We start from the raw sequence: 19,757 nt of genomic DNA, 5'->3' as shown, positions 1-19,757 counted from the left end.
GTCCGCTCCTATAGTGGGTGCGGACCTACTATTTTTCGAGGAGCCCGCCGTGGACGTCCTGTACCCCCGTCTGCTCGTCAGCCGCTTCGCCGACTGCTTCCGGTTCTACGCCGCGGTCCTGCCGCCACTGACCGGCGCCGGCCTCGACAAGGGGGTCCCGGACGGGCCGTACGCCAACTGGGAGGTCGACGGGCGGGCCGTCCTGGTGCTCTTCGACCGCGGCGCGATGGCCTCCGTCCTCGGCACCGGGGCCCTCCCGGCCGCGCCGGCGCCGGCCCAGGACGCCGCGATGCTCGTCCTGCGGGTCGCCGACGTCGACAAGGCCCTCGCCCTCTGCCTGGAGTCCGGCGGGGTCGCCGCACTCGGCGCGGCCGACCGCCCGGAGTGGGGGCCCGGCCTGCGGACCGCCCATCTCCGCGACCCGGAGGGGTACTTGATCGAGCTCCAGTCCTACAGCTGATCCGTGTCGAGCAGCCCCCGGACATGGCTCAGATAGCCGGTGAGCGCCAGCTCGAAGGCCTGGTCGGTACGGCCCTCCGGGACCGCGCCGAGGGCGCGGGCCAGCCGGGGTGTGGCCGTCTCGTCGGCCAGCTCCCACATCGCCTCGGGGGCGGCCATGTCGAGGGCCGACCCGAGGACGATGTTCTCCAGGGCGATGATCACCGGCATGACGTCCGGCAGGGCGAAGCCCGCGTCGAGCAGCCGGCCCACGGCGTGCTCGTACTGGCCGAGGACCTTCGGCGCGCGCACCGGTGAGGTGGTGAGCAGCGGGATCGTGCGCGGGTGGGCGGCGAAGGCGGCCCGGTAGGAGCGGGCCCAGGCGGCCATGGCGGCGTCCCAGGGCTCCTGGTCGAGGGTCGCGCCGTCGATGGCGGCGGCCACCCGCTCGCGCAGCAGCTCGACGATGCCGTCCCTGCCGTCCACGTGGTGGTAGACGGAGGCCGTCTGCACCCCGAGCCGCCTGGCGATCTGCGGGACGCTGAACTCGCCCAGCTCGTCGACGATCTCGAGCGCCGTGGTGGTGATCCGCTCCCGGTCGAGGAGGGGTCTGCGCGGCCGGCCCATGAGTCGTCACTCCCTGTTCGGTTGCCCGTCGGGTCTTCCCGAACGGTCGAGGCCGAGGCTACATTGCGCAAACCGAAAGCCTTTAGGTTTCCTGTCGCGGAAAGGCTTCCCCCGCCATGTCCTCACCCACCTCCGACGAACCCCCAGGACTGAGAACCGGCACCCTCACCACCGCCGACATCTCCTTCTTCGTCGTCTCCGCCGCCGCCCCGCTCACCGTCATGGCCGGCGTCGCCCCCGTCGCCATCCTGCTCGGCGGCATCGGCGCCCCCGTCGGCTATCTCCTCGCCGGCCTCACCCTCGCGGTCTTCGCCGTCGGCTTCACCACCATGAGCCGCCACGTCCGCAGCGCCGGCGCCTTCTACGCCTACATCACCCGCGGCCTCGGCAAGCCCGTCGGCATCGCCGCCGCCCTCGTCGCCATGCTCGGCTACAACGGCATGGAGATCGGCGTCTACGGACTCCTCGGCTCCGCCACCTCCGACACCGCCGCCTCCCTCGGCCACCACATCCCCTGGCTGCCCGTCTCCCTCGCCGGGCTCCTGCTCATCTGGTACGGCGGCTACCGCTCCATCGACTTCGGCGCCAAGGTGCTCGGCGTCCTCCTCGTCGCCGAGACCGGCATCCTCGTCCTCCTCGCCGGCGGCGTCCTCCTCGACGGCGGCGCCGACGGCCTCTCCGTCGGCGGCCTCGCCCCCGCCCACGTCCTCACCGGTGGCACCGCCGCCGTCCTGGCCTTCGCCTTCGCCGCCTTCACCGGCTTCGAGTCGACCGTGATCTACCGGCGCGAGGCGCGGAACCCCGACCGCACCATCCCCCGCGCCACCTACATCGCGGTCGCCTTCCTCGGCCTCTTCTACGCCTTCGTCGTCTGGACCGTGATCCAGGCCTTCGGCGAGGACAAGGTCGTCCAGGCCGCCGCCGACGACCCCGGCGGCCTCTTCTTCGCCGCCATCACCACCTACGTCGGAGCCTGGGCCGCCGACCTGATGCACCTGCTCATCATCACCAGCGTCCTCGCCTCCCTCCTCGCCTTCCACAACGCCATCAACCGCTACACCCTCTCCCTCTCCGAGGAAGGCGTCCTGCCGAAGGCGCTCGGCCGGATCCACCCCCGCCACCGCTCCCCGTACCTCGCCGGAGCCGCCCAGACCGTGCTCGGCGCCGTCGTGGTCCTCGCCTTCGCGCTCGCCGGGGCCGACCCGTACCAGCAGCTCCTGCTCTGGGTGAACACGCCCGGGATGATCGGCCTGATGCTCCTCCAGCTGCTCGCCGCGCTCGCCGTGCCCTGCTTCTTCCGGCGGATCGACCACACCGAGGGCGTGCTCCGCACCGTCGTCGCCCCCATCGCCGCGTTCCTGCTGCTCGCCGGGGCGATCGGCCTGGTCACCGCCCACGTCGACCTCTTCACCGGGGCCTCGACCACCGTCAACACCGTGCTCGTCTCCCTCACCCCCGCCGTCTTCCTCCTCGGGCTCCTCCTCGCGTACCGGCTCCGCCGCACCCGCCCCGAGACCTACGCCCGCTTCGCCGCCGAACCCGACTCCGAAGGAGCAGACCCCTCGTGTCCGCACCCGACCTCGTCCTCGTCAACGCCCGAGTCCGCGACCCCGAGCTCACCGGCCACACGGCCGTCGCCGTCCATGGCGGACTGATCACCGCGCTGGGCACCGACGCCGAGGCCCGCACCTGGGCGGGACCCGGCACCGAGACCGTCGACCTCGCCGGCGCCACCCTCACCCCCGGCCTCACCGACGCCCACAGCCACCCCGTCTGGGGCCTGGAGATGTTCACCGGCACCGACCTGTCCGGCGTCACCGACCTCGAAGGACTCCGCGCCGCCCTCCGCGGCGCCGAACGCCGCGACGGCTGGATCATCGGCTTCGGCCTCGACCACAACGTCTTCGGCGGCCGCCCCGTCCACCGCGACCTCGTCGAGGACGTCCTCGACGGCACCCCCGCCTTCCTGCGCCTCTACGACGGACACTCGGCCCTCGCCAGCGCCACCGCCCTCAAGGCCGCCGGCATCGAAGGACCCCGCGCCTTCGCCCAGCACTCCGAGATCGTCTGCGAGGCCGGCGGCCGCCCCACCGGACACCTCGTCGAGCACGCCGCCATGGACCTGATGACCCCGGTCCTGCCGACCCAGTCGTACGGCGAGCGCCGCGACCGGCTCGTCGAGCTGCTCTCCGGCATGGCCGCCACCGGCCTCACCGCCGCCCACGTCATGGACCTCGGCGGACACGACGTCCCCGGACTCCTCACCGCCGTCGAGGAGGACGGCGACCTGCCGGTCCGTCTCCGCCTCGCCCCCTGGTGCATGCCCGGCGCCACCGCCGAGGAGCTCGACGGACTCGTACGGCTCCAGGAACGGGCCGGACGCCTGTGGGCGATCGGCGGCGTGAAGTTCTTCATGGACGGCACCGTCGAGGGCGGCACCGCCTGGCTGGAGCACGCCGACTGCCACGGCCAGGGCACCGCCGCCTTCTGGCCCGACCCCGCCGCGTACTCCGCCGCCGTCCGCCACCTCCACCGCGCCGGCGTCGGCACCGCCACCCACGCCATCGGCGACGCGGCGGTACGGCACGTCCTCGACACCGTGGAAGCCCTCGGTACGGGCGGTCCCCGCCACCGGATCGAGCACATCGAGACCGTCCCCGACGACCAGCTCGGCCGCTTCGCCGCGCTCGGCGTCGTCGCCTCCATGCAGCCCCCGCACACCGCGTACACCCGCGCCGACCACACCGACGAGTGGTCCAAGCGGCTCGGCGAGGAGCGGGCCGCCCGCGCCTGGCGCTGCCGCGACCTGCGGGACGCCGGCGCGCACCTCGCGCTCGGCTCCGACTGGCCCATCGCCCACTACGACGCCCGGCAGGTCCTCGCGACCGCGCAGGCCCCGCGCGGCGCGGCCTCGGCCCACCGCGGCCTGACCGGCCTGATGGCCCTGGAGGGAATGACCACGCACGCGGCGGTCGCCGCGGGGGAGGAGACGGTCGCCGGCCGGATCGCCCCGGGCCTCCGGGCCGACCTCGCCGCCTTCGCCGTGGACCCGGTGGAGGCCCCGGCGGACGAGACGGCCGAGGCCCCGGTCCGGCTGACGGTCGCGGGCGGCCGTGTCACCTACCGGAGCTGACCGGCGGGATCACCGGTGGGAGCCGACCTGCTCCTCGGACTCTTCCTCTGCGCGGTCCGTCCCCTTCACCGGGGGCGGGCCGCTCCGCCGCGGGGTCGACGCCGCCGGCTCCACCAGCCTGGGCAGCCGGTGCGGGCGGGAGCCGTACCAGAAGTAGGAGACGGCGAAGCCGAAGGAGAGGCAGAGCATGCCGCCGACCGCGTCCATCCAGAAGTGGTTGGCGGTGGCGACGATGACGACCAGGGTCGCCGCCGGGTAGAGCAGGCCGAGGATCCTCGCCCAGGGCGCCCGGGCGAGCAGGAAGATGGTGACTCCGCACCAGAGCGACCAGCCGATGTGCATCGACGGCATCGCCGCGTACTGGTTCGACACGTGCTTCAGGTTGCCCGAGGCCATCGAGCCCCAGGTGTGGTGGACGAGCACCGTGTCGACGAAGTTCTGGCCGGTCATCAGCCGCGGCGGCGCGAGCGGGTACAGGTAGTAACCGACCAGCGCCACGGCGGTGGTGGCGAACAGAACGGTACGGAACGCCGCGTAACGGCCCGGATGCCCCCGGTACAGCCACACCAGCACACCGATGGTCACGACGAAGTGCAGCGTGGCGTAGTAGTAGTTCATCGAGACGATCAGCCACGTCACCGAGTTCACGGCATGGTTGACGGCGTGCTCGAAGGCGAGACCGAGGGACTCCTCGGTCTTCCAGATCCAGTCGGCGTTCCTGAGCGCCTCGGCCTTCTGCTCCGGCACGGCGTTGCGGATGAGCGAGTACGTCCAGTAACTCACCGCGATGAGCAGGATCTCGAACCAGATCGTGGGACGCCGGGGCGTGTGCGCGCGCAGCCGCGCGAACCTGCCCTCGTCGGCCGCGATGGGTGACGACGGGGTCGTCCGGCTGTCCAAGCTCTTCACGGTCGTTTCACCCATAGCGAGAGAGTCTGCCAGATCCCGTCCCCCCGACCGATCATCCCTCGGTCGGGTTCGGGGTGCACCCGCTCCACCTCAGGAAGGAGTGCGCGCGGGCGCCGGAGCCGATGCGGTCGAGCCGCGAACGACCAGCTCAGGCATGAAGACGAACTCGGAGTGCGGGGCCGGGGTGCCCCCCACCTCCTCCAGGAGCGCGCGGACCGCGGCCTGTCCCATCGCCTGCACCGGCTGCCGGATGGTGGTCAGCGGCGGATCGGTGAAGGCTATGAGCGGAGAGTCGTCGAAACCGACCACCGAGACGTCCCGGGGGACGTCCAGACCCTGCTGCCGGGCCGCCCGGATCGCGCCGAGCGCCATCATGTCGCTCGCGCAGACGACCGCCGTGCAGCCGCGGGAGATCAGCGCCCCCGCCGCCGCCTGGCCGCCCTCCAGGGTGTAGAGCGAGTGCTGGATCAGCGCCTCGGACTCCTCCGGGGCCAGACCGAGCCGCTCCTGCATGCCCTGCTGGAAGCCCTCTATCTTGCGCAGCACCGGCACGAACCGCTTCGGGCCGACGGCCAGACCGATCCGGGTGTGGCCGAGCGCGGCCAGGTGCGTCACGGCGAGCCGCATCGCCGCCCGGTCGTCGGGCGAGACGAAGGGGGCCTGGACCTTGGGGGAGAAGCCGTTGAGCAGGACGTAGGGGACGCCCTTGCCGCGCAGCTGGTCGTAGCGCGTCATGTCGGCGGTGGTGTCGGCGTGCAGGCCGGAGACGAAGATGATGCCGGCCACCCCCCGCTCCACCAGCATGTCGGTGAGCTCGTCCTCGGTGGACCCGCCGGGGGTCTGGGTGGCGAGGACCGGCGTGTACCCCTGCCGGGTCAGGGCCTGCCCGATGACCTGGGCGAGGGCGGGGAAGATCGGGTTGTCCAGCTCGGGGGTGATGAGGCCGACGAGCCCCGCGCTGCGCTGGCGCAGCCGTACGGGACGCTCGTAGCCGAGCACGTCGAGCGCGGCAAGGACGGACTCGCGGGTGGCGGCGGCCACGCCCGGCTTGCCGTTGAGCACGCGGCTGACTGTGGCCTCACTGACCCCCGCCTGGGCTGCGATGTCTGAGAGCCGCGCGGTCATGAAGGTGGACTGTACCGGTCACAGGGCGTATTGCCCACCGCTGCCTCAGGGGCTGTTGCGGCGCGACTCTTGCGCAAGGTCTTGCAGTCCTTGCGGGCTCCTTGCGGGGGCATTCGGGCGGGAAAGGGGGCCGACCGCCCCTGTCAAGCGATCCTTCGGCAACCTTCGGGACACGCGCATGTAACGATCGGCGGGTCTTGCAGAAAGTTCTCGCAAGGTCTTTCGGCGCGTTTTCATCCCTGTTACGTTCCTGGCAACCCGGAGCGCCGCGAGGGAGCGGTCGCAATGAGGAAGGTTCCAGCCCCTCGTCTCCCCCGGGATCATTGAAGGAGTTCACATGCGGCGTGGCATAGCGGCCACCGCGCTGGTCGCGGCCCTGGGCGTGACCCTGGCGGCGTGCGGCGGAAGCGACAGCGGTTCCAACGGCGGCTCGAAGGGCTCGGGCGAGCTCTCCGGCACGGTGACCTGGTGGGACACCTCGACGGTCGGCTCCGAGGACAAGGTCTTCAAGAAGATCGCCGAGGAGTTCACGAAGAAGCACCCCAAGGTCACCGTCAAGTACGTGAACGTGCCGTTCGGCGAGGCGCAGAACAAGTTCAAGAACGCCGCGCAGTCCGGCTCCGGCGCGCCCGACGTCATCCGCTCCGAGGTCGCCTGGACCCCCGACTTCGCCAGCCTCGGCTACCTCGCCCCGCTGGACGGGACCGCCGCCCTCAAGGACTCCGACGACTTCCTGAAGCAGGCCACCGCCTCGACGAAGTTCGACGGCAAGACCTACGCGGTCCCGCAGGTCATCGACTCCATGGGCATCTTCTACAACAAGAAGATCTTCAAGGACGCCGGCGTCGAGGTCCCCAAGAGCATCGACGAGCTCAAGTCCGTCTCCGCCAAGATCAAGCAGAAGACCGGCAAGACCGGCCTCTACCTGCGCGGCGACGACCCGTACTGGTTCCTCTCGTTCCTGTACGGCGAGGGCGGCGACATGGTCGACGCCGAGAAGAAGACCGTCACGATCGACAACGCCCAGGGCGTCAAGGCGCTCGCGACCGTGAAGGACCTGGTCGACTCCAAGGCGGCGATCACCGACGCCACCAACGGCTGGGACAACATGCAGGCGTCCTTCAAGGACGGCAAGGTCGCCATGATGATCAACGGCCCGTGGGCCGTCACCGACACCTACGCGGGCAAGGAGTTCGCCGACAAGGCGAACCTGGGCATCGCCCCCGTCCCGGCCGGCTCGGCCGGCCAGGGCGCCCCGCAGGGCGGCCACAACCTCGCGGTCTACGCGGGCTCCAAGAACCTGGACGCCTCGTACGCCTTCACCGAGTACATGACCTCGGTCGAGACCCAGACGCGGATTGCCAAGGAGCTCAGCCTGCTCCCGACCCGCCAGTCCGTCTACATCAAGCCGGACGTCGCGACCAACGAGATGATCGCCTTCTTCAAGCCGGTCGTCGACAAGGCCGTCGAGCGCCCCTGGATCCCGGAGGGCGGCAGCCTCTTCGAGCCGATCAAGGTCGAGTACACCAAGGTCCTCACCGGCCAGACCACCCCGGACGCCGGCGCCAAGGCGATCGGTGACTCGTACCGCAAGCTCCTGAAGGACTGGAAGTAAGAAAGAAGGCAGGCCGGCTCATGGCTGTGGACAGTCCCAGCCAGTCGGTGGCGAAGGCCGCGGGCGACCACGTCGCCCGCGGCCGGAGCCGCGGAACTGGTACACCGCGCCGCGCGGCGAAGCGCTCCCTCTCCACCCACTGGTACGCCTGGGCCATGGTCGCCCCCGTGGTGATCGTGATCGGCGTGATCATCGGCTATCCGCTGGTCCGCGGCATCTACCTGTCGTTCACCGACGCCAACGAGCGGAACGTCGCACGGTCGATCGGCGTCAACGAGATCCCGGCCAGCTACGAGTTCGTGGGCCTGGACAACTACACCGACGCGATCACGGGGAGCCAGTTCCTCGGCACCCTCGGCTGGACGATCGTCTGGACCGTGTCCTGCGTGGCCCTGACCTTCGCCCTCGGCCTCGGCCTCGCCAACATCCTCAACCGCAGGATCGCCGGCCGCTCCGTCTACCGGATGCTGCTCATCCTGCCCTGGGCCGTTCCCGGCTTCGTCTCCGTCTTCGCCTGGCGCTTCCTGTACGACGAGCGCCGCGGCATCCTCAACAAGATCCTCGCGGGCGGCGGCATCGACGCCGTCCCGTGGCTCAACGACCCCACGTGGGCCAAGCTCTCGGTCATCGCGACCAACGTCTGGCTCGGCGTGCCGTTCATGATGGTCGCCCTCCTCGGCGGACTCCAGTCCATCCCCGGCGAGCTGTACGAGGCCGCCGAGATGGACGGCGCCAACCCCTGGCAGCGCTTCCGGCACATCACCATGCCGGGGCTGCGGTCCGTCAGCACCACCGTGATCCTGCTGAGCACGATCTGGACCTTCAACATGTTCCCGGTGATCTTCCTGCTCACCCGGGGCGGGCCCGGCGAGGCCACCCAGATCCTCGTCACCCAGGCCTACAAGTTCTCCTTCGAGGTCAGCCCGCGCGACTTCGCCCAGTCGTCCACGTGGGGCGTGCTCATCCTGGTCCTCCTGATGGTCTTCGCCGCGTTCTACCAGCGCGTGCTCCGCAAGCAGGGAGAAGTCTGGTGACCACCACGACCCCCACGCCCCCGGCGATGAACGCCCCGGTCCGCGGCCGCCGTTCGCCGCTCGCCTCGGTCGGCCTGCACGCCACCCTGATCGTGGCGTCCGTGATCGCCGTCTTCCCCGTCCTGTGGGTGCTGCTGACCTCGCTGAAGCCGGCGGCGTACGCGACGACCACGGACTTCTTCAAAGAGACGACCTTCGAGAACTACACGAACCTGCTGAACGACACCCCGTTCCTCACCTGGTTCGGCAACTCGCTGCTCGTCGCGGGACTCACCACCGTCGTCGGCGTCTTCATCTCCGCCACCACGGGCTACGCCGTCAGCCGCTTCCGGTTCCCCGGCAAGCGCGGCCTGATGTGGACGCTGCTCGTCACCCAGATGTTCCCGGTCGCCGTCCTGATCGTGCCGATCTACAACATCATGGCGTCGATGGGCCTGCTCAACCAGCCGGCCGGCCTGGTCATCACGTACCTGACCATCGCCGTCCCGTTCTGCGCCTGGATGATGAAGGGCTTCTTCGACACCATCCCGCGCGAGATCGACGAGTCCGGCTACGTCGACGGCCTCACCCCCTTCGGCACCTTCTGGCGGCTCATCCTGCCGCTCGCCAAGCCGGGCATCGCCGTCACCGCCTTCTACTCCTTCATCACCGCCTGGGGCGAGGTCGCCTACGCCTCCGCCTTCATGGTCGGCGACGAGAACCTCACGCTCGCCGGCGGACTCCAGAAGTTCGTCAACCAGTACGGCGCCCAGTGGGGCCCGATGGCCGCGGCCTCCGTGCTCATCGCCGTCCCCGCCGCCCTGGTGTTCCTCTTCGCCCAGCGTCACCTGGTCACCGGCATGTCCGCCGGTGCCGTCAAGGGCTGACGGTTGAACGCCCCACCTGTACGCCCCTTACCTCCCAGGGAAGACATGACCCAGCATCTCGCCACCCCGGCCGACGCCCACACCACCGGCACGCACACGGGCTGGTGGAGAGACGCCGTGATCTACCAGGTCTACCCGCGCTCCTTCGCCGACGGAAACGGCGACGGCATGGGCGACCTGGAGGGCATCCGCAGCCGGCTGCCGTACCTCAAGGACCTCGGCGTCGACGCCGTCTGGCTCTCCCCGTTCTACGCCTCGCCGCAGGCCGACGCCGGCTACGACGTCGCCGACTACCGGGCCATCGACCCCATGTTCGGCTCGCTGCTCGACGCCGACGCCGTGATCCGCGAGGCCCACGAACTGGGCCTGCGCATCATCGTCGACCTGGTCCCCAACCACTCCTCCGACCAGCACGAGTGGTTCCAGCGCGCCCTGCGCGAGGGCCCCGGCTCGGTGCTCCGCGAGCGCTACCACTTCCGCCCCGGCCAGGGCGAGAACGGCGAACTCCCGCCCAACGACTGGGAGTCCATCTTCGGCGGCCCCGCCTGGACCCGTACGGAGAACCCGGACGGCACCCCCGGCGACTGGTACCTCCACCTCTTCGCCCCGGAGCAGCCCGACTTCAACTGGGAACACCCCGCCGTACGCGACGAGTTCCGCTCCATCCTGCGCTTCTGGCTCGACATGGGCGTCGACGGCTTCCGCGTCGACGTCGCCCACGGCCTCGTCAAGGCCGCGGGCCTGCCCGACATCGGCGCCCACGACCAGCTGAAGCTGCTCGGCAACGACGTCATGCCCTTCTTCGACCAGGACGGCGTCCACGAGATCTACCGCAGCTGGCGGCAGATCCTCGCCGAGTACGACGGGGAGCGCATCCTCGTCGCCGAGGCCTGGACCCCGACCGTCGACCGCACCGCGAACTACGTGCGCCCCGACGAGATGCACCAGGCCTTCAACTTCCAGTACCTGGGCACCCACTGGGACGCCACCGAGCTCCGCACGGTCATCGACGCCTCCCTCGACGCCATGCGCCCGGTCGGCGCCCCCACCACCTGGGTGCTGTCCAACCACGACGTCACCCGGCACGCCACCCGCTTCGCCAACCCGGCGGGCCTCGGCACCCAGCTCCGCGAGGCCGGCGACCGCGAGCTCGGCCTGCGCCGCGCCCGCGCCGCGACCCTCCTCATGCTGGCCCTGCCCGGCTCCGCGTACGTCTACCAGGGCGAGGAGCTCGGCCTGCCCGACGTCACCGACCTGCCCGACGAGGTCCGCCAGGACCCGTCGTTCTGGCGGGCCAGCGGCCAGGACGGCTTCCGCGACGGCTGCCGGGTGCCGATCCCGTGGACGGCCGAGGGCTCCTCGTACGGCTTCGGCGACGGCGGCTCCTGGCTGCCGCAGCCCGCGACCTGGGGCGCCCTGAGCGTCGAGGCGCAGACCGGCGACCCCGGCTCCACCCTGGAGCTCTACCGCAGCGCGCTCGCCGTCCGGCGTGAGCGCCCCGAACTCGGTGCGGGCGACGCCGTCGAGTGGCTGGAGGCACCCGAGGGTGTGCTCTCCTTCCGCCGCGACGGCTTCGTCTGCACCGCCAACACCACCGGCCGGGCCATCACCGTCCCGCTGCCCGGCCGGTATCTCCTCTCCAACGAGGAAGTCCGCACCGTCGACGACGAGGCCGAAGTGCCCGCCGACACCACCGTCTGGTGGGCGGTGTGACGATCCCCCTGCCGCGGGGCGCCGGGAACGGCGCCCCGCGGCTCGCGGACATCGCGGCCCAGTCCGGGGTCAGCGAGGCCACCGTCAGCCGTGTCCTCAACGGCAAGGCGGGGGTGGCCGGCGCGACCCGGCACAAGGTGCTCGCGGCCCTCGACGTGCTCGGCTACGAGCGTCCCGTACGGCTCAGACGCCGCAGCGCGGGCCTCGTCGGGCTCGTCGTGCCCGAGCTGACCAACCCGATCTTCCCGGCCTTCGCGCAGGTCGTCGAACAGGTCCTCGCCGGGCACGGCTACACCCCGGTGCTCTGCACTCAGATGCCCGGCGGCGCCACCGAGGACGAGCTCGTCGACCAGCTCGTGGAGCGCGGCGTGGCCGGCATCGTCTTCCTCTCCGGGCTGCACGCCGACGCCACCGCCGACCCCGCGCGCTACGCCCGGCTGACCGAGCGCGGCGTCCCGTACGTCCTCATCAACGGCTACAACGAGCACATCGACGCCAACTTCGTCTCCCCGGACGACCGGGCCGCGGCCCGGATGGCCGTCCGGCACCTGGTCGAGCTGGGCCACGAGCGGATCGGCCTCGCCATCGGCCCCACCCGGTACGTGCCCTCGCGCCGCAAGGCCGAGGGCTTCACCGCCGAGCTGTACGAGCTCCTCGGCGTCGACCGCACCGAGGCCGAACGGTTCATCAGGCCCACGCTCTTCGGCGTCGAGGGCGGCCACGCGGCCGCCGACATCCTGCTCCGCGAGGGCTGTACGGGCATCGTCTGCGGCTCCGACCTGATGGCGCTCGGCGTGATCCGCGCCGTCCGTGCCCGTGGCCTCGACGTGCCCGGCGACGTCTCCGTCGTCGGCTTCGACGACTCCCCGCTCATCGCCTTCACCAGCCCGCCGCTCTCCACCGTGCGCCAGCCCGTGCAGGCCATGGCGACGGCGGCCGTCGGCGCGCTCCTGGAGGAGATCGAGGGGAACCCGGTGCAGCGCACGGAGTTCGTCTTCCAGCCCGAGCTGGTGGTGCGCGGCTCCACCGCGCAGCCGCCCGGCCGGCTCCCGCAAGTCCTTTCGTAACAAGTTGCGTCGGGGCGCCCGGAGGGTTGACCGGGCGCCGGGGCACTCGTACGGTCACGGCTGAAAACAGTTGCTGAACCTTTCGGCAACTTCTTGCGACAGTGAAGTCAGCAGGAGGAAACATGGCCAGGAAGACCGTGGCCGCTGCACTCGCCCTCGTGGCGGGAGCCGCTGTGGCCGTCACGGGCAACGCCCCGGCGCAGGCCGCCCCGCCCGGCGAGAAGGACGTCACCGCGGTGATGTTCGAATGGAACTTCGCCTCCGTCGCCCGGGAGTGCACCGACCGCATCGGCCCCGCCGGATACGGATACGTCCAGGTCTCGCCGCCCCAGGAACACCTCCAGGGCGGCCAGTGGTGGACCTCGTACCAGCCGGTCAGCTACAAGATCGCCGGACGTCTCGGCGACCGCACCGCCTTCAAGAACATGATCGACACCTGCCACGCGGCGGGCGTCAAGGTCGTCGCCGACTCCGTCGTCAACCACATGGCGAACGGGTCGGGCACGGGAACGGGCGGGACCCCGTTCTCCAAGTACGACTACCCCGGCCTCTACTCGGGCGCCGACATGGACGACTGCCGGTCCGCGATCTCCAACTACCAGGACCGCGCGAACGTCCAGAACTGCGAACTGGTCCAACTCCCCGACCTCGACACGGGCGAGGACTACGTCCGCGGGAAGATAGCCGGCTACCTCAACGACCTGGCCTCCCTGGGCGTCGACGGCTTCCGCATCGACGCCGCCAAGCACATGCCGGCCGCCGACCTCGCGAACATCAAGTCGCGCCTGACGAACCCGAACGTCTTCTGGAAGCAGGAGGCCATCTACGGCGCCGGCGAGGCGGTCTCCCCGAGCGAGTACCTCGGCAACGGCGACGTCCAGGAGTTCCGCTACGCCCGCGACCTCAAGCGGGTCCTGCAGAACGAGAAGCTCGCCTACCTCAAGAACTTCGGCGAGGCCTGGGGCTACATGCCCTCCGCCCAGTCCGGCGTCTTCGTCGACAACCACGACACCGAGCGCGGCGGCGACACCCTGAACTACAAGGACGGCGCGAACTACACCCTCGCCTCCGTCTTCATGCTCGCCTGGCCCTACGGCTCCCCGGACGTCCACTCCGGCTACGAGTGGACCGACAAGGACGCCGGACCGCCCAACAACGGCCAGGTGAACGCCTGTTACAGCGGCGGATGGAAGTGCCAGCACGCCTGGCGCGAGATCTCCTCCATGGTGGCCCTCCGCAACACCGCCCGCGGGCAGGCCGTCACGAACTGGTGGGACAACGGCGGCAACGCGATCGCGTTCGGCCGCGGCTCCAAGGCGTACGTGGCGATCAACCACGAGTCCTCGGCCCTGACCCGCACCTTCCAGACCTCCCTCGCCGCCGGCACCTACTGCGACGTGCAGTCCGACACCGCCGTCACGGTGAACTCCTCGGGCCAGTTCACGGCCAGCCTCGCCGCGAACACCGCCCTCGCCCTGCACACCGGGGCCATGAGCTGCGGCACCCAGCCGGTCACCGCCGGAGCCTCCTTCAACGTCAACGCCACCACGGTCACCGGCCAGAACATCTACGTCACCGGCAACCGCACCGAGCTCGGCAACTGGGCCCCCGCCTCCGCCCTCAAGCTCGACCCGGCCTCGTACCCCGTCTGGAAGCTGACGGTCAACCTGCCCGCCGGAACCGCCTTCGAGTACAAGTACCTCCGCAAGGACGCGGCCGGGAACGTGACCTGGGAGTCCGGCGCCAACCGCACCGCGACCGTCCCCGCCTCGGGCCAGATCGTCCTGAACGACACCTTCCGCAACTGAGCCTCCCCCTCACGCCAGGGCCGCCCCACCGGACGGCCCTCTCTTCCCGTACCTCCAGGGAGCACCCCCGTGATACGCAAGAGAACGGCGGTCGCGCTGGCCGCCGCCCTGTGCGCCGCCCTCGTGCCGGCCGTCCCCGCGACGGCGGCACCCCGGCCGCCGGCACCGCCCTCCGACAAGGCCCTCGCCGCCCAGCCCGCCCGCCAGGACCTCACCCGCGAGCAGTTCTACTTCGTCCTGCCCGACCGCTTCGCCAACGGCGACACCGCGAACGACCGCGGCGGCCTCACCGGCAGCCGCACGCAGACCGGCTTCGACCCGAGCGACAAGGGCTTCTACCAGGGCGGCGACCTCAAGGGCCTCACCGAGCGGCTCGACTACATCAAGGGCCTCGGCACCACCGCCATCTGGATGGCGCCGATCTTCAAGAACCGGCCCGTGCAGGGCACCGGCAAGGACGCCTCCGCCGGCTACCACGGCTACTGGATCACCGACTTCACCCAGGTCGACCCGCACTTCGGGACCAACGAGGACCTGGAGAAGCTGATCGCCGCCGCCCACGCCAAGGGCATGAAGGTCTTCTTCGACGTCATCACCAACCACACCGCCGACACCGTCGACTACGCGGAGAAGAAGTACGGCTACCGCCCCAAGGGCGCCTACCCGTACCTCGACGCCTCGGGCCGCCCCTTCGACGACCGGTCGGGCCTCCCGGCGAAGGTGGACGCCGACGCGTTCCCCTACACGCCGACGACGACCGGCGGGAAGGTCCCGTCCTGGCTCGACGACCCGACGATGTACCACAACCGGGGCGACTCCACCTGGGCCGGGGAGTCCGCCGAGTACGGCGACTTCGTCGGCCTCGACGACCTGTGGACCGAGCGTCCCGAGGTCGTCGAGGGCATGAAGAAGATCTACGAGACGTGGGTCCGCGACTTCGACATCGACGGCTTCCGCATCGACACCGTCAAGCACGTGGACCTGGACTTCTGGACCCAGTGGGCCACCGCCCTCGACGCGTACGCGAAGACGCAGGGCCGCGCGGACTTCTTCATGTTCGGCGAGGTCTACTCCGCCGACACCGCCGTCACCTCCCCGTACGTCACCCGGGGCCGGCTCGACGCCACCCTCGACTTCCCCTTCCAGGACGCCGCCCGCGCCTTCGCCTCCCAGGGCGCCGGAGCCGACCGCCTCGCCAAGGTCTTCGCCGAGGACTACCGGTACACCACCGACAAGGCCAACGCCTACGAGCAGGTGACCTTCCTCGGCAACCACGACATGGGCCGCATCGGCACCTTCCTCAAGCAGGACAACCCCGACGCCTCCGACGAGGAGCTCGTCCGCCGCGACCGGCTCGCCAACGAGCTGATGCTCCTGTCCCGCGGCAACCCGGTGGTCTACTACGGCGACGAGCAGGGCTTCACCGGCCCCGGCGGCGACAAGGACGCCCGCCAGACCCTCTTCGCCTCGAAGGCCGCCGACTACCTCGACGACGACCAGCTCGGCACCGACCGGACGCACGCCTCCGACGCGTACGACACCGGCCACCCCGTCTACAGGTCGATCGCCGAGCTGTCCCGCCTGACGAAGAACCACCCGGCCCTCCGCGACGGCGTCCAGCAGGAACGGTACGCCGAGGGCTCCGTCTACGCCTTCACCCGTACCGACGTGAAGACGCGCACCGAGTACCTGGTCGCCACGAACAGCGCCACCACGCCGAAGACCGTCACCGTCCCCGTCGACTCCACCGCCTTCCGCGCCCTGTACGGGGGTCAGGGCGCCGTCGCGGCCTCCCACGGCAAGGTGACCGTCACCGTCCCGGCCCTCTCCTCCCTGGTCCTCAGGGCCGACACGCCGCTCCCGGCCCCGGCCACCGCGCCCACCGTCTCCCTGAAGGCCCCGGCCGCCGGCTCCACCGGCACCGTCGAGCTCTCCGCCGACGTCACCGGCGGACAGCTCAACCGCGTCGTCTTCGCCGCCCAGGTCGGCGACGGCCGCTGGCAGACCCTCGGCACCGCCGACCACGCCCCCTACAAGGTCACCCAGCACATCACCGCCCCCGCCGGCACCGCCCTGCGCTACAAGGCCGTCGTCGTCGACGCCGCGGGCCGCACCGCGAGCACCCTCGCCGCCACCACGGCCGGCGCACCCCCGGCCCCCGAGAAGCCGGTCGCCGTCGAGCGGGCCTACGCCGTCGTCCACTACACGCGCGAGGACGGGAACTACGACGGCTGGACCCTGAAGGCCGCCGGCCAGGAAGCCGCCTTCACCGGACGCGACGCCCACGGCGCCTTCGCCTGGGTCAAGGTCCCCGAAGGCGCCTCCACCGTCACGTACGCCGTCGAGAAGGACGGGACCCCCGACGGCCCGCAGCGCAGCATCAACCTCGGCCGCACCGGCGAGGTCTGGATCACGCAGGGCGCCGACGGCCAGTCCGACACCGACCCGGCACCGGTGACCCCGGACAGGACGAAGGCCGTCATCCACTACAAGCGGGCCGACGGCGACTACGACGGCTGGGGCCTCCACACCTGGACCGGCGCCGCCCAGCCCACCGACTGGTCCCGGCCCCTCATGCCGGTCCGCGTCGACGCGTACGGCGCGGTCTACGAGGTCCCGCTCACCGAGGGCGCGAGCTCCCTCTCGTACATCCTCCACAAGGGCGACGAGAAGGACCTGCCCACCGACCAGTCCCTCGACCTCGGCACCTACGGCCACGAGGTCTGGCTCCTCTCCGGCCAGCCCAAGTACCTCCTGCCCACCACCGGCGGCGCCCCGAACCTCGACCTCGGCAAGGCCGAGGCCCAGTGGATCGACCGGAACACCGTCGTCTGGAAGGTGAAGACCACCGACGCCACCAGCCAGCAGCTGGTGTACGCCGAGGACGGCGGGATCACCGTCACCGACGGGGCCCTGAGCGACGAGGGCCGCTGGCTCCGCCTCACCCCGTCCGCGTTGAGCGACGCCCAGAAGGCGAAGTTCCCGCACCTCGCCGCGTACCCGGCCTTCACCGTCGACCCGCGTGACGCCGACCGGGTACGGGACTCCCTGCGCGGCCAGCTGATCGCCACCCAGCGCGCCGCCAACGGCGCCCTGCTCGCCGCCACCGGCGTCCAGACCGCCGGAATCCTCGACGACCTGTACGCGGCGAAGGCCACACGGGCCGACCTCGGCCCGGTCTTCCGGAACGGCCGCCCCACCCTCTCCCTCTGGGCCCCCACCGCCCGGTCCGTCTCCCTCGAACTCGACGGGAAGACCGTGCCCATGCGGCGCGACGCCGGCTCCGGCGTCTGGTCGGTCACCGGCCCCCGCACCTGGGCGGGCAAGCCGTACCGGTACGTCGTGAAGGTCTGGGCGCCCAGCGTCCAGAAGGTCGTCGAGAACCGGGTCACCGACCCCTACTCCACCGCCCTCACCACCGACTCCGCCCGCAGCCTCGCCGTCGACCTCACCGACCCGGCCCTGGCACCCAAGGGCTGGAAGGAGCTGAAGAAGCCCGCCGCCGTGCCACTGCGGGACGCCCAGATCCAGGAGCTCCACATCCGGGACTTCTCGATCGCGGACGGCTCGGCCGAGGCGGACCACCGCGGCACCTACCTCGCCTTCACCGACAAGAACAGCAAGGGCTCGCAGCACCTGCGCGAGCTCGCCGCCTCCGGCACCTCCTACGTCCACCTCCTCCCCGCCTTCGACATCGGCACCATCCCCGAGAAGAAGTCCGCGCAGACCACCCCCGCCTGCGACCTGAAGGTCTACGCCCCCGACTCCGAGGAGCAGCAGGCCTGCGTCGCCGCGGCCGCCGCGAAGGACGCCTACAACTGGGGCTACGACCCCCTGCACTACACCGTCCCCGAGGGCTCCTACTCCACCGACCCGAACGGCACCCGCCGCACGGTCGAGTTCCGGCAGATGGTCCAGGCCCTCAACGGCGACGGACTGCGCACCGTCATGGACGTCGTCTACAACCACACCGTCGCCGCCGGACAGTCCGACAAGTCCGTCCTCGACAAGATCGTGCCCGGCTACTACCAGCGCCTCCAGGCCGACGGCTCCGTCGCCACCTCCACCTGCTGCGCCAACACCGCGCCCGAGAACGCCATGATGGGCAAGCTCGTCGTCGACTCGGTCGTCACCTGGGCCAAGCAGTACAAGGTGGACGGCTTCCGCTTCGACCTCATGGGCCACCACCCGAAGGCCAACATCCTGGCGGTACGCCACGCCCTGGACGCACTGACGCCGGCGAAGGACGGCGTCGACGGAAAGTCGATCGTGCTCTACGGCGAGGGCTGGAACTTCGGCGAGATCGCCGACGACGCCCGCTTCGTCCAGGCCACCCAGAAGAACATGGCCGGCACCGGCATCGCGACCTTCTCCGACCGGGCCCGCGACGCCGTCCGCGGCGGCGGCCCCTTCGACGAGGACCCCGGCGTCCAGGGCTTCGCGAGCGGCCTCTACACCGACCCGAACACGTCGACGGCCAACGGCGGCCCGGCCGAGCAGAAGGCCCGCCTCCTGCACTACCAGGACCTCATCAAGGTCGGCCTGACCGGCAACCTCGCCGACTACACCTTCACCGACACCTCGGGCCGTACGGTCAAGGGCAGCCAGGTCGACTACAACGGCGCCCCCGCCGGATACGCCGCCGCCCCCGGCGACGCCCTCGCCTACGCCGACGCCCACGACAACGAGTCCCTGTACGACGCGCTCGCCTTCAAGCTCCCGCCGTCGACGTCGGCCGCCGACCGCGCCCGGATGCAGGTCCTCGCCATGGCCACGGCCACCCTCTCGCAGGGCCCGGCGCTCTCCCAGGCGGGCAGCGACCTGCTCCGTTCGAAGTCGCTGGACCGCAACTCCTTCGACAGCGGCGACTGGTTCAACGCGATCCACTGGGACTGCCGCGACGGCAACGGCTTCGGCCGGGGCCTGCCGCCGGCCGCCGACAACAAGGCCAAGTGGTCCTACGGCAAGCCGCTCCTGGTGAACCCGGCCCTCACGGTCGGCTGCGCCCAGATCGACGGCGCCTCCGCCGCGTACCGGGACCTCCAGAAGATCCGCACCACCGAGCCGGTGTTCTCCCTGGCCACGACGGGCCGGGTCCAGGAAGCCCTGTCCTTCCCGCTCTCCGGCCGCGACGAGACCCCGGGCGTGATCACGATGCGCCTGGGCGACCTGGTGATCGTCCTCAACGCGACGCCGTCGAGCACGTCCCAGAAGGTCGCCGACCTGGCGGGCAAGGGCTACGCCCTCCACCCGACCCAGGCCGCCGGCGCGGACCAGGTGGTGAAGTCGTCCACGTACGACCGGACCTCGGGCACCTTCACGGTCCCGGCGAGGACGGTGGCGATCTTCAAGACGAACTGACCGCGCCCCGCCGTTGTGGGCAGGCGTTCCGCAAGGGGCGGAACGGGTGGGCACAACGGAC

Annotated in this window: 13 protein-coding genes; 10 read left to right on the top strand and 3 right to left on the bottom strand. The window is 71.0% G+C overall.

Annotated elements, in window-relative coordinates; all coding sequences use genetic code 11:
• Window positions 1–49 precede the first annotated feature (49 nt).
• On the top strand, window positions 50–460 hold the full coding sequence (locus tag AB5J54_RS11865) for a VOC family protein (RefSeq protein WP_369143887.1): 411 nt from the start codon (window positions 50–52) through the stop codon (window positions 458–460).
• On the opposite strand, the gene AB5J54_RS11860 is transcribed toward AB5J54_RS11865, so the two are convergent.
• Window positions 451–1,065, bottom strand: a complete 615-nt coding sequence (locus tag AB5J54_RS11860; RefSeq protein WP_369143886.1) for a TetR/AcrR family transcriptional regulator — start codon at window positions 1,063–1,065, stop codon at window positions 451–453. The genes AB5J54_RS11865 and AB5J54_RS11860 overlap by 10 nt on opposite strands.
• A gap of 116 nt (window positions 1,066–1,181) precedes the next feature.
• Here AB5J54_RS11860 and AB5J54_RS11855 point away from each other — a divergent pair, with 116 nt between their 5' ends.
• Together AB5J54_RS11855 and AB5J54_RS11850 are read left to right on the top strand one after the other, a co-directional pair.
• Window positions 1,182–2,720 carry an APC family permease gene (locus AB5J54_RS11855; protein ID WP_369143885.1) on the top strand — a complete coding sequence of 513 codons (1,539 nt, stop codon included), beginning with the start codon at window positions 1,182–1,184 and terminating at the stop codon, window positions 2,718–2,720.
• A complete protein-coding gene (locus AB5J54_RS11850) occupies window positions 2,630–4,198 on the top strand; it encodes an amidohydrolase (protein ID WP_369143884.1) in 1,569 nt (522 codons plus the stop codon). The genes AB5J54_RS11855 and AB5J54_RS11850 overlap by 91 nt, the downstream gene beginning before the upstream one ends.
• Before the next feature lie 9 nt (window positions 4,199–4,207).
• Here AB5J54_RS11850 and AB5J54_RS11845 read toward each other — a convergent pair whose 3' ends face one another.
• Both AB5J54_RS11845 and AB5J54_RS11840 read right to left on the bottom strand, forming a co-directional pair.
• Complete coding sequence (locus AB5J54_RS11845; RefSeq protein WP_369143883.1) at window positions 4,208–5,122, bottom strand: phosphatase PAP2 family protein; 915 nt, start codon at window positions 5,120–5,122, stop codon at window positions 4,208–4,210.
• A gap of 75 nt (window positions 5,123–5,197) precedes the next feature.
• Window positions 5,198–6,232 (bottom strand): LacI family DNA-binding transcriptional regulator, encoded by a 1,035-nt coding sequence (locus tag AB5J54_RS11840; RefSeq protein WP_369143882.1) that lies wholly within the window; start codon window positions 6,230–6,232, stop codon window positions 5,198–5,200.
• A gap of 337 nt (window positions 6,233–6,569) precedes the next feature.
• Here AB5J54_RS11840 and AB5J54_RS11835 point away from each other — a divergent pair, with 337 nt between their 5' ends.
• The 7 genes from AB5J54_RS11835 (at window position 6,570) to pulA (ending at window position 19,696) form a co-directional block, all read left to right on the top strand.
• Complete coding sequence (locus AB5J54_RS11835) at window positions 6,570–7,847, top strand: extracellular solute-binding protein (RefSeq protein ID WP_369143881.1); 1,278 nt, start codon at window positions 6,570–6,572, stop codon at window positions 7,845–7,847.
• Window positions 7,848–7,867: 20 nt separating this feature from the next.
• On the top strand, window positions 7,868–8,881 hold the full coding sequence (locus AB5J54_RS11830) for a carbohydrate ABC transporter permease (protein ID WP_369143880.1): 1,014 nt from the start codon (window positions 7,868–7,870) through the stop codon (window positions 8,879–8,881).
• 26 nt (window positions 8,882–8,907) lie between these two features.
• Window positions 8,908–9,747 (top strand): sugar ABC transporter permease, encoded by an 840-nt coding sequence (locus tag AB5J54_RS11825; protein WP_369149296.1) that lies wholly within the window; start codon window positions 8,908–8,910, stop codon window positions 9,745–9,747.
• 45 nt (window positions 9,748–9,792) lie between these two features.
• Entirely contained in the window at window positions 9,793–11,460 is a 1,668-nt protein-coding gene (locus AB5J54_RS11820) for a glycoside hydrolase family 13 protein (protein WP_369143879.1), read from the top strand.
• Entirely contained in the window at window positions 11,448–12,527 is a 1,080-nt protein-coding gene (locus AB5J54_RS11815; RefSeq protein WP_369143878.1) for a LacI family DNA-binding transcriptional regulator, read from the top strand. The genes AB5J54_RS11820 and AB5J54_RS11815 overlap by 13 nt, the downstream gene beginning before the upstream one ends.
• Window positions 12,528–12,649: 122 nt before the next feature.
• Window positions 12,650–14,335, top strand: coding sequence for a carbohydrate-binding module family 20 domain-containing protein (locus AB5J54_RS11810; RefSeq protein ID WP_369143877.1), 1,686 nt, complete (start codon window positions 12,650–12,652; stop codon window positions 14,333–14,335).
• 69 nt (window positions 14,336–14,404) lie between these two features.
• On the top strand, window positions 14,405–19,696 hold the full coding sequence (gene pulA / locus AB5J54_RS11805) for a pullulanase-type alpha-1,6-glucosidase (protein WP_369143876.1): 5,292 nt from the start codon (window positions 14,405–14,407) through the stop codon (window positions 19,694–19,696).
• Window positions 19,697–19,757 lie beyond the last annotated feature (61 nt).

It is taken from the genome of Streptomyces sp. R44 (assembly GCF_041053105.1).
Classification (GTDB): Bacteria; Actinomycetota; Actinomycetes; order Streptomycetales; family Streptomycetaceae; genus Streptomyces.
Note: the sequence above shows the minus strand (reverse complement) of the source record. Positions and strands in the feature narration are given on the sequence as shown.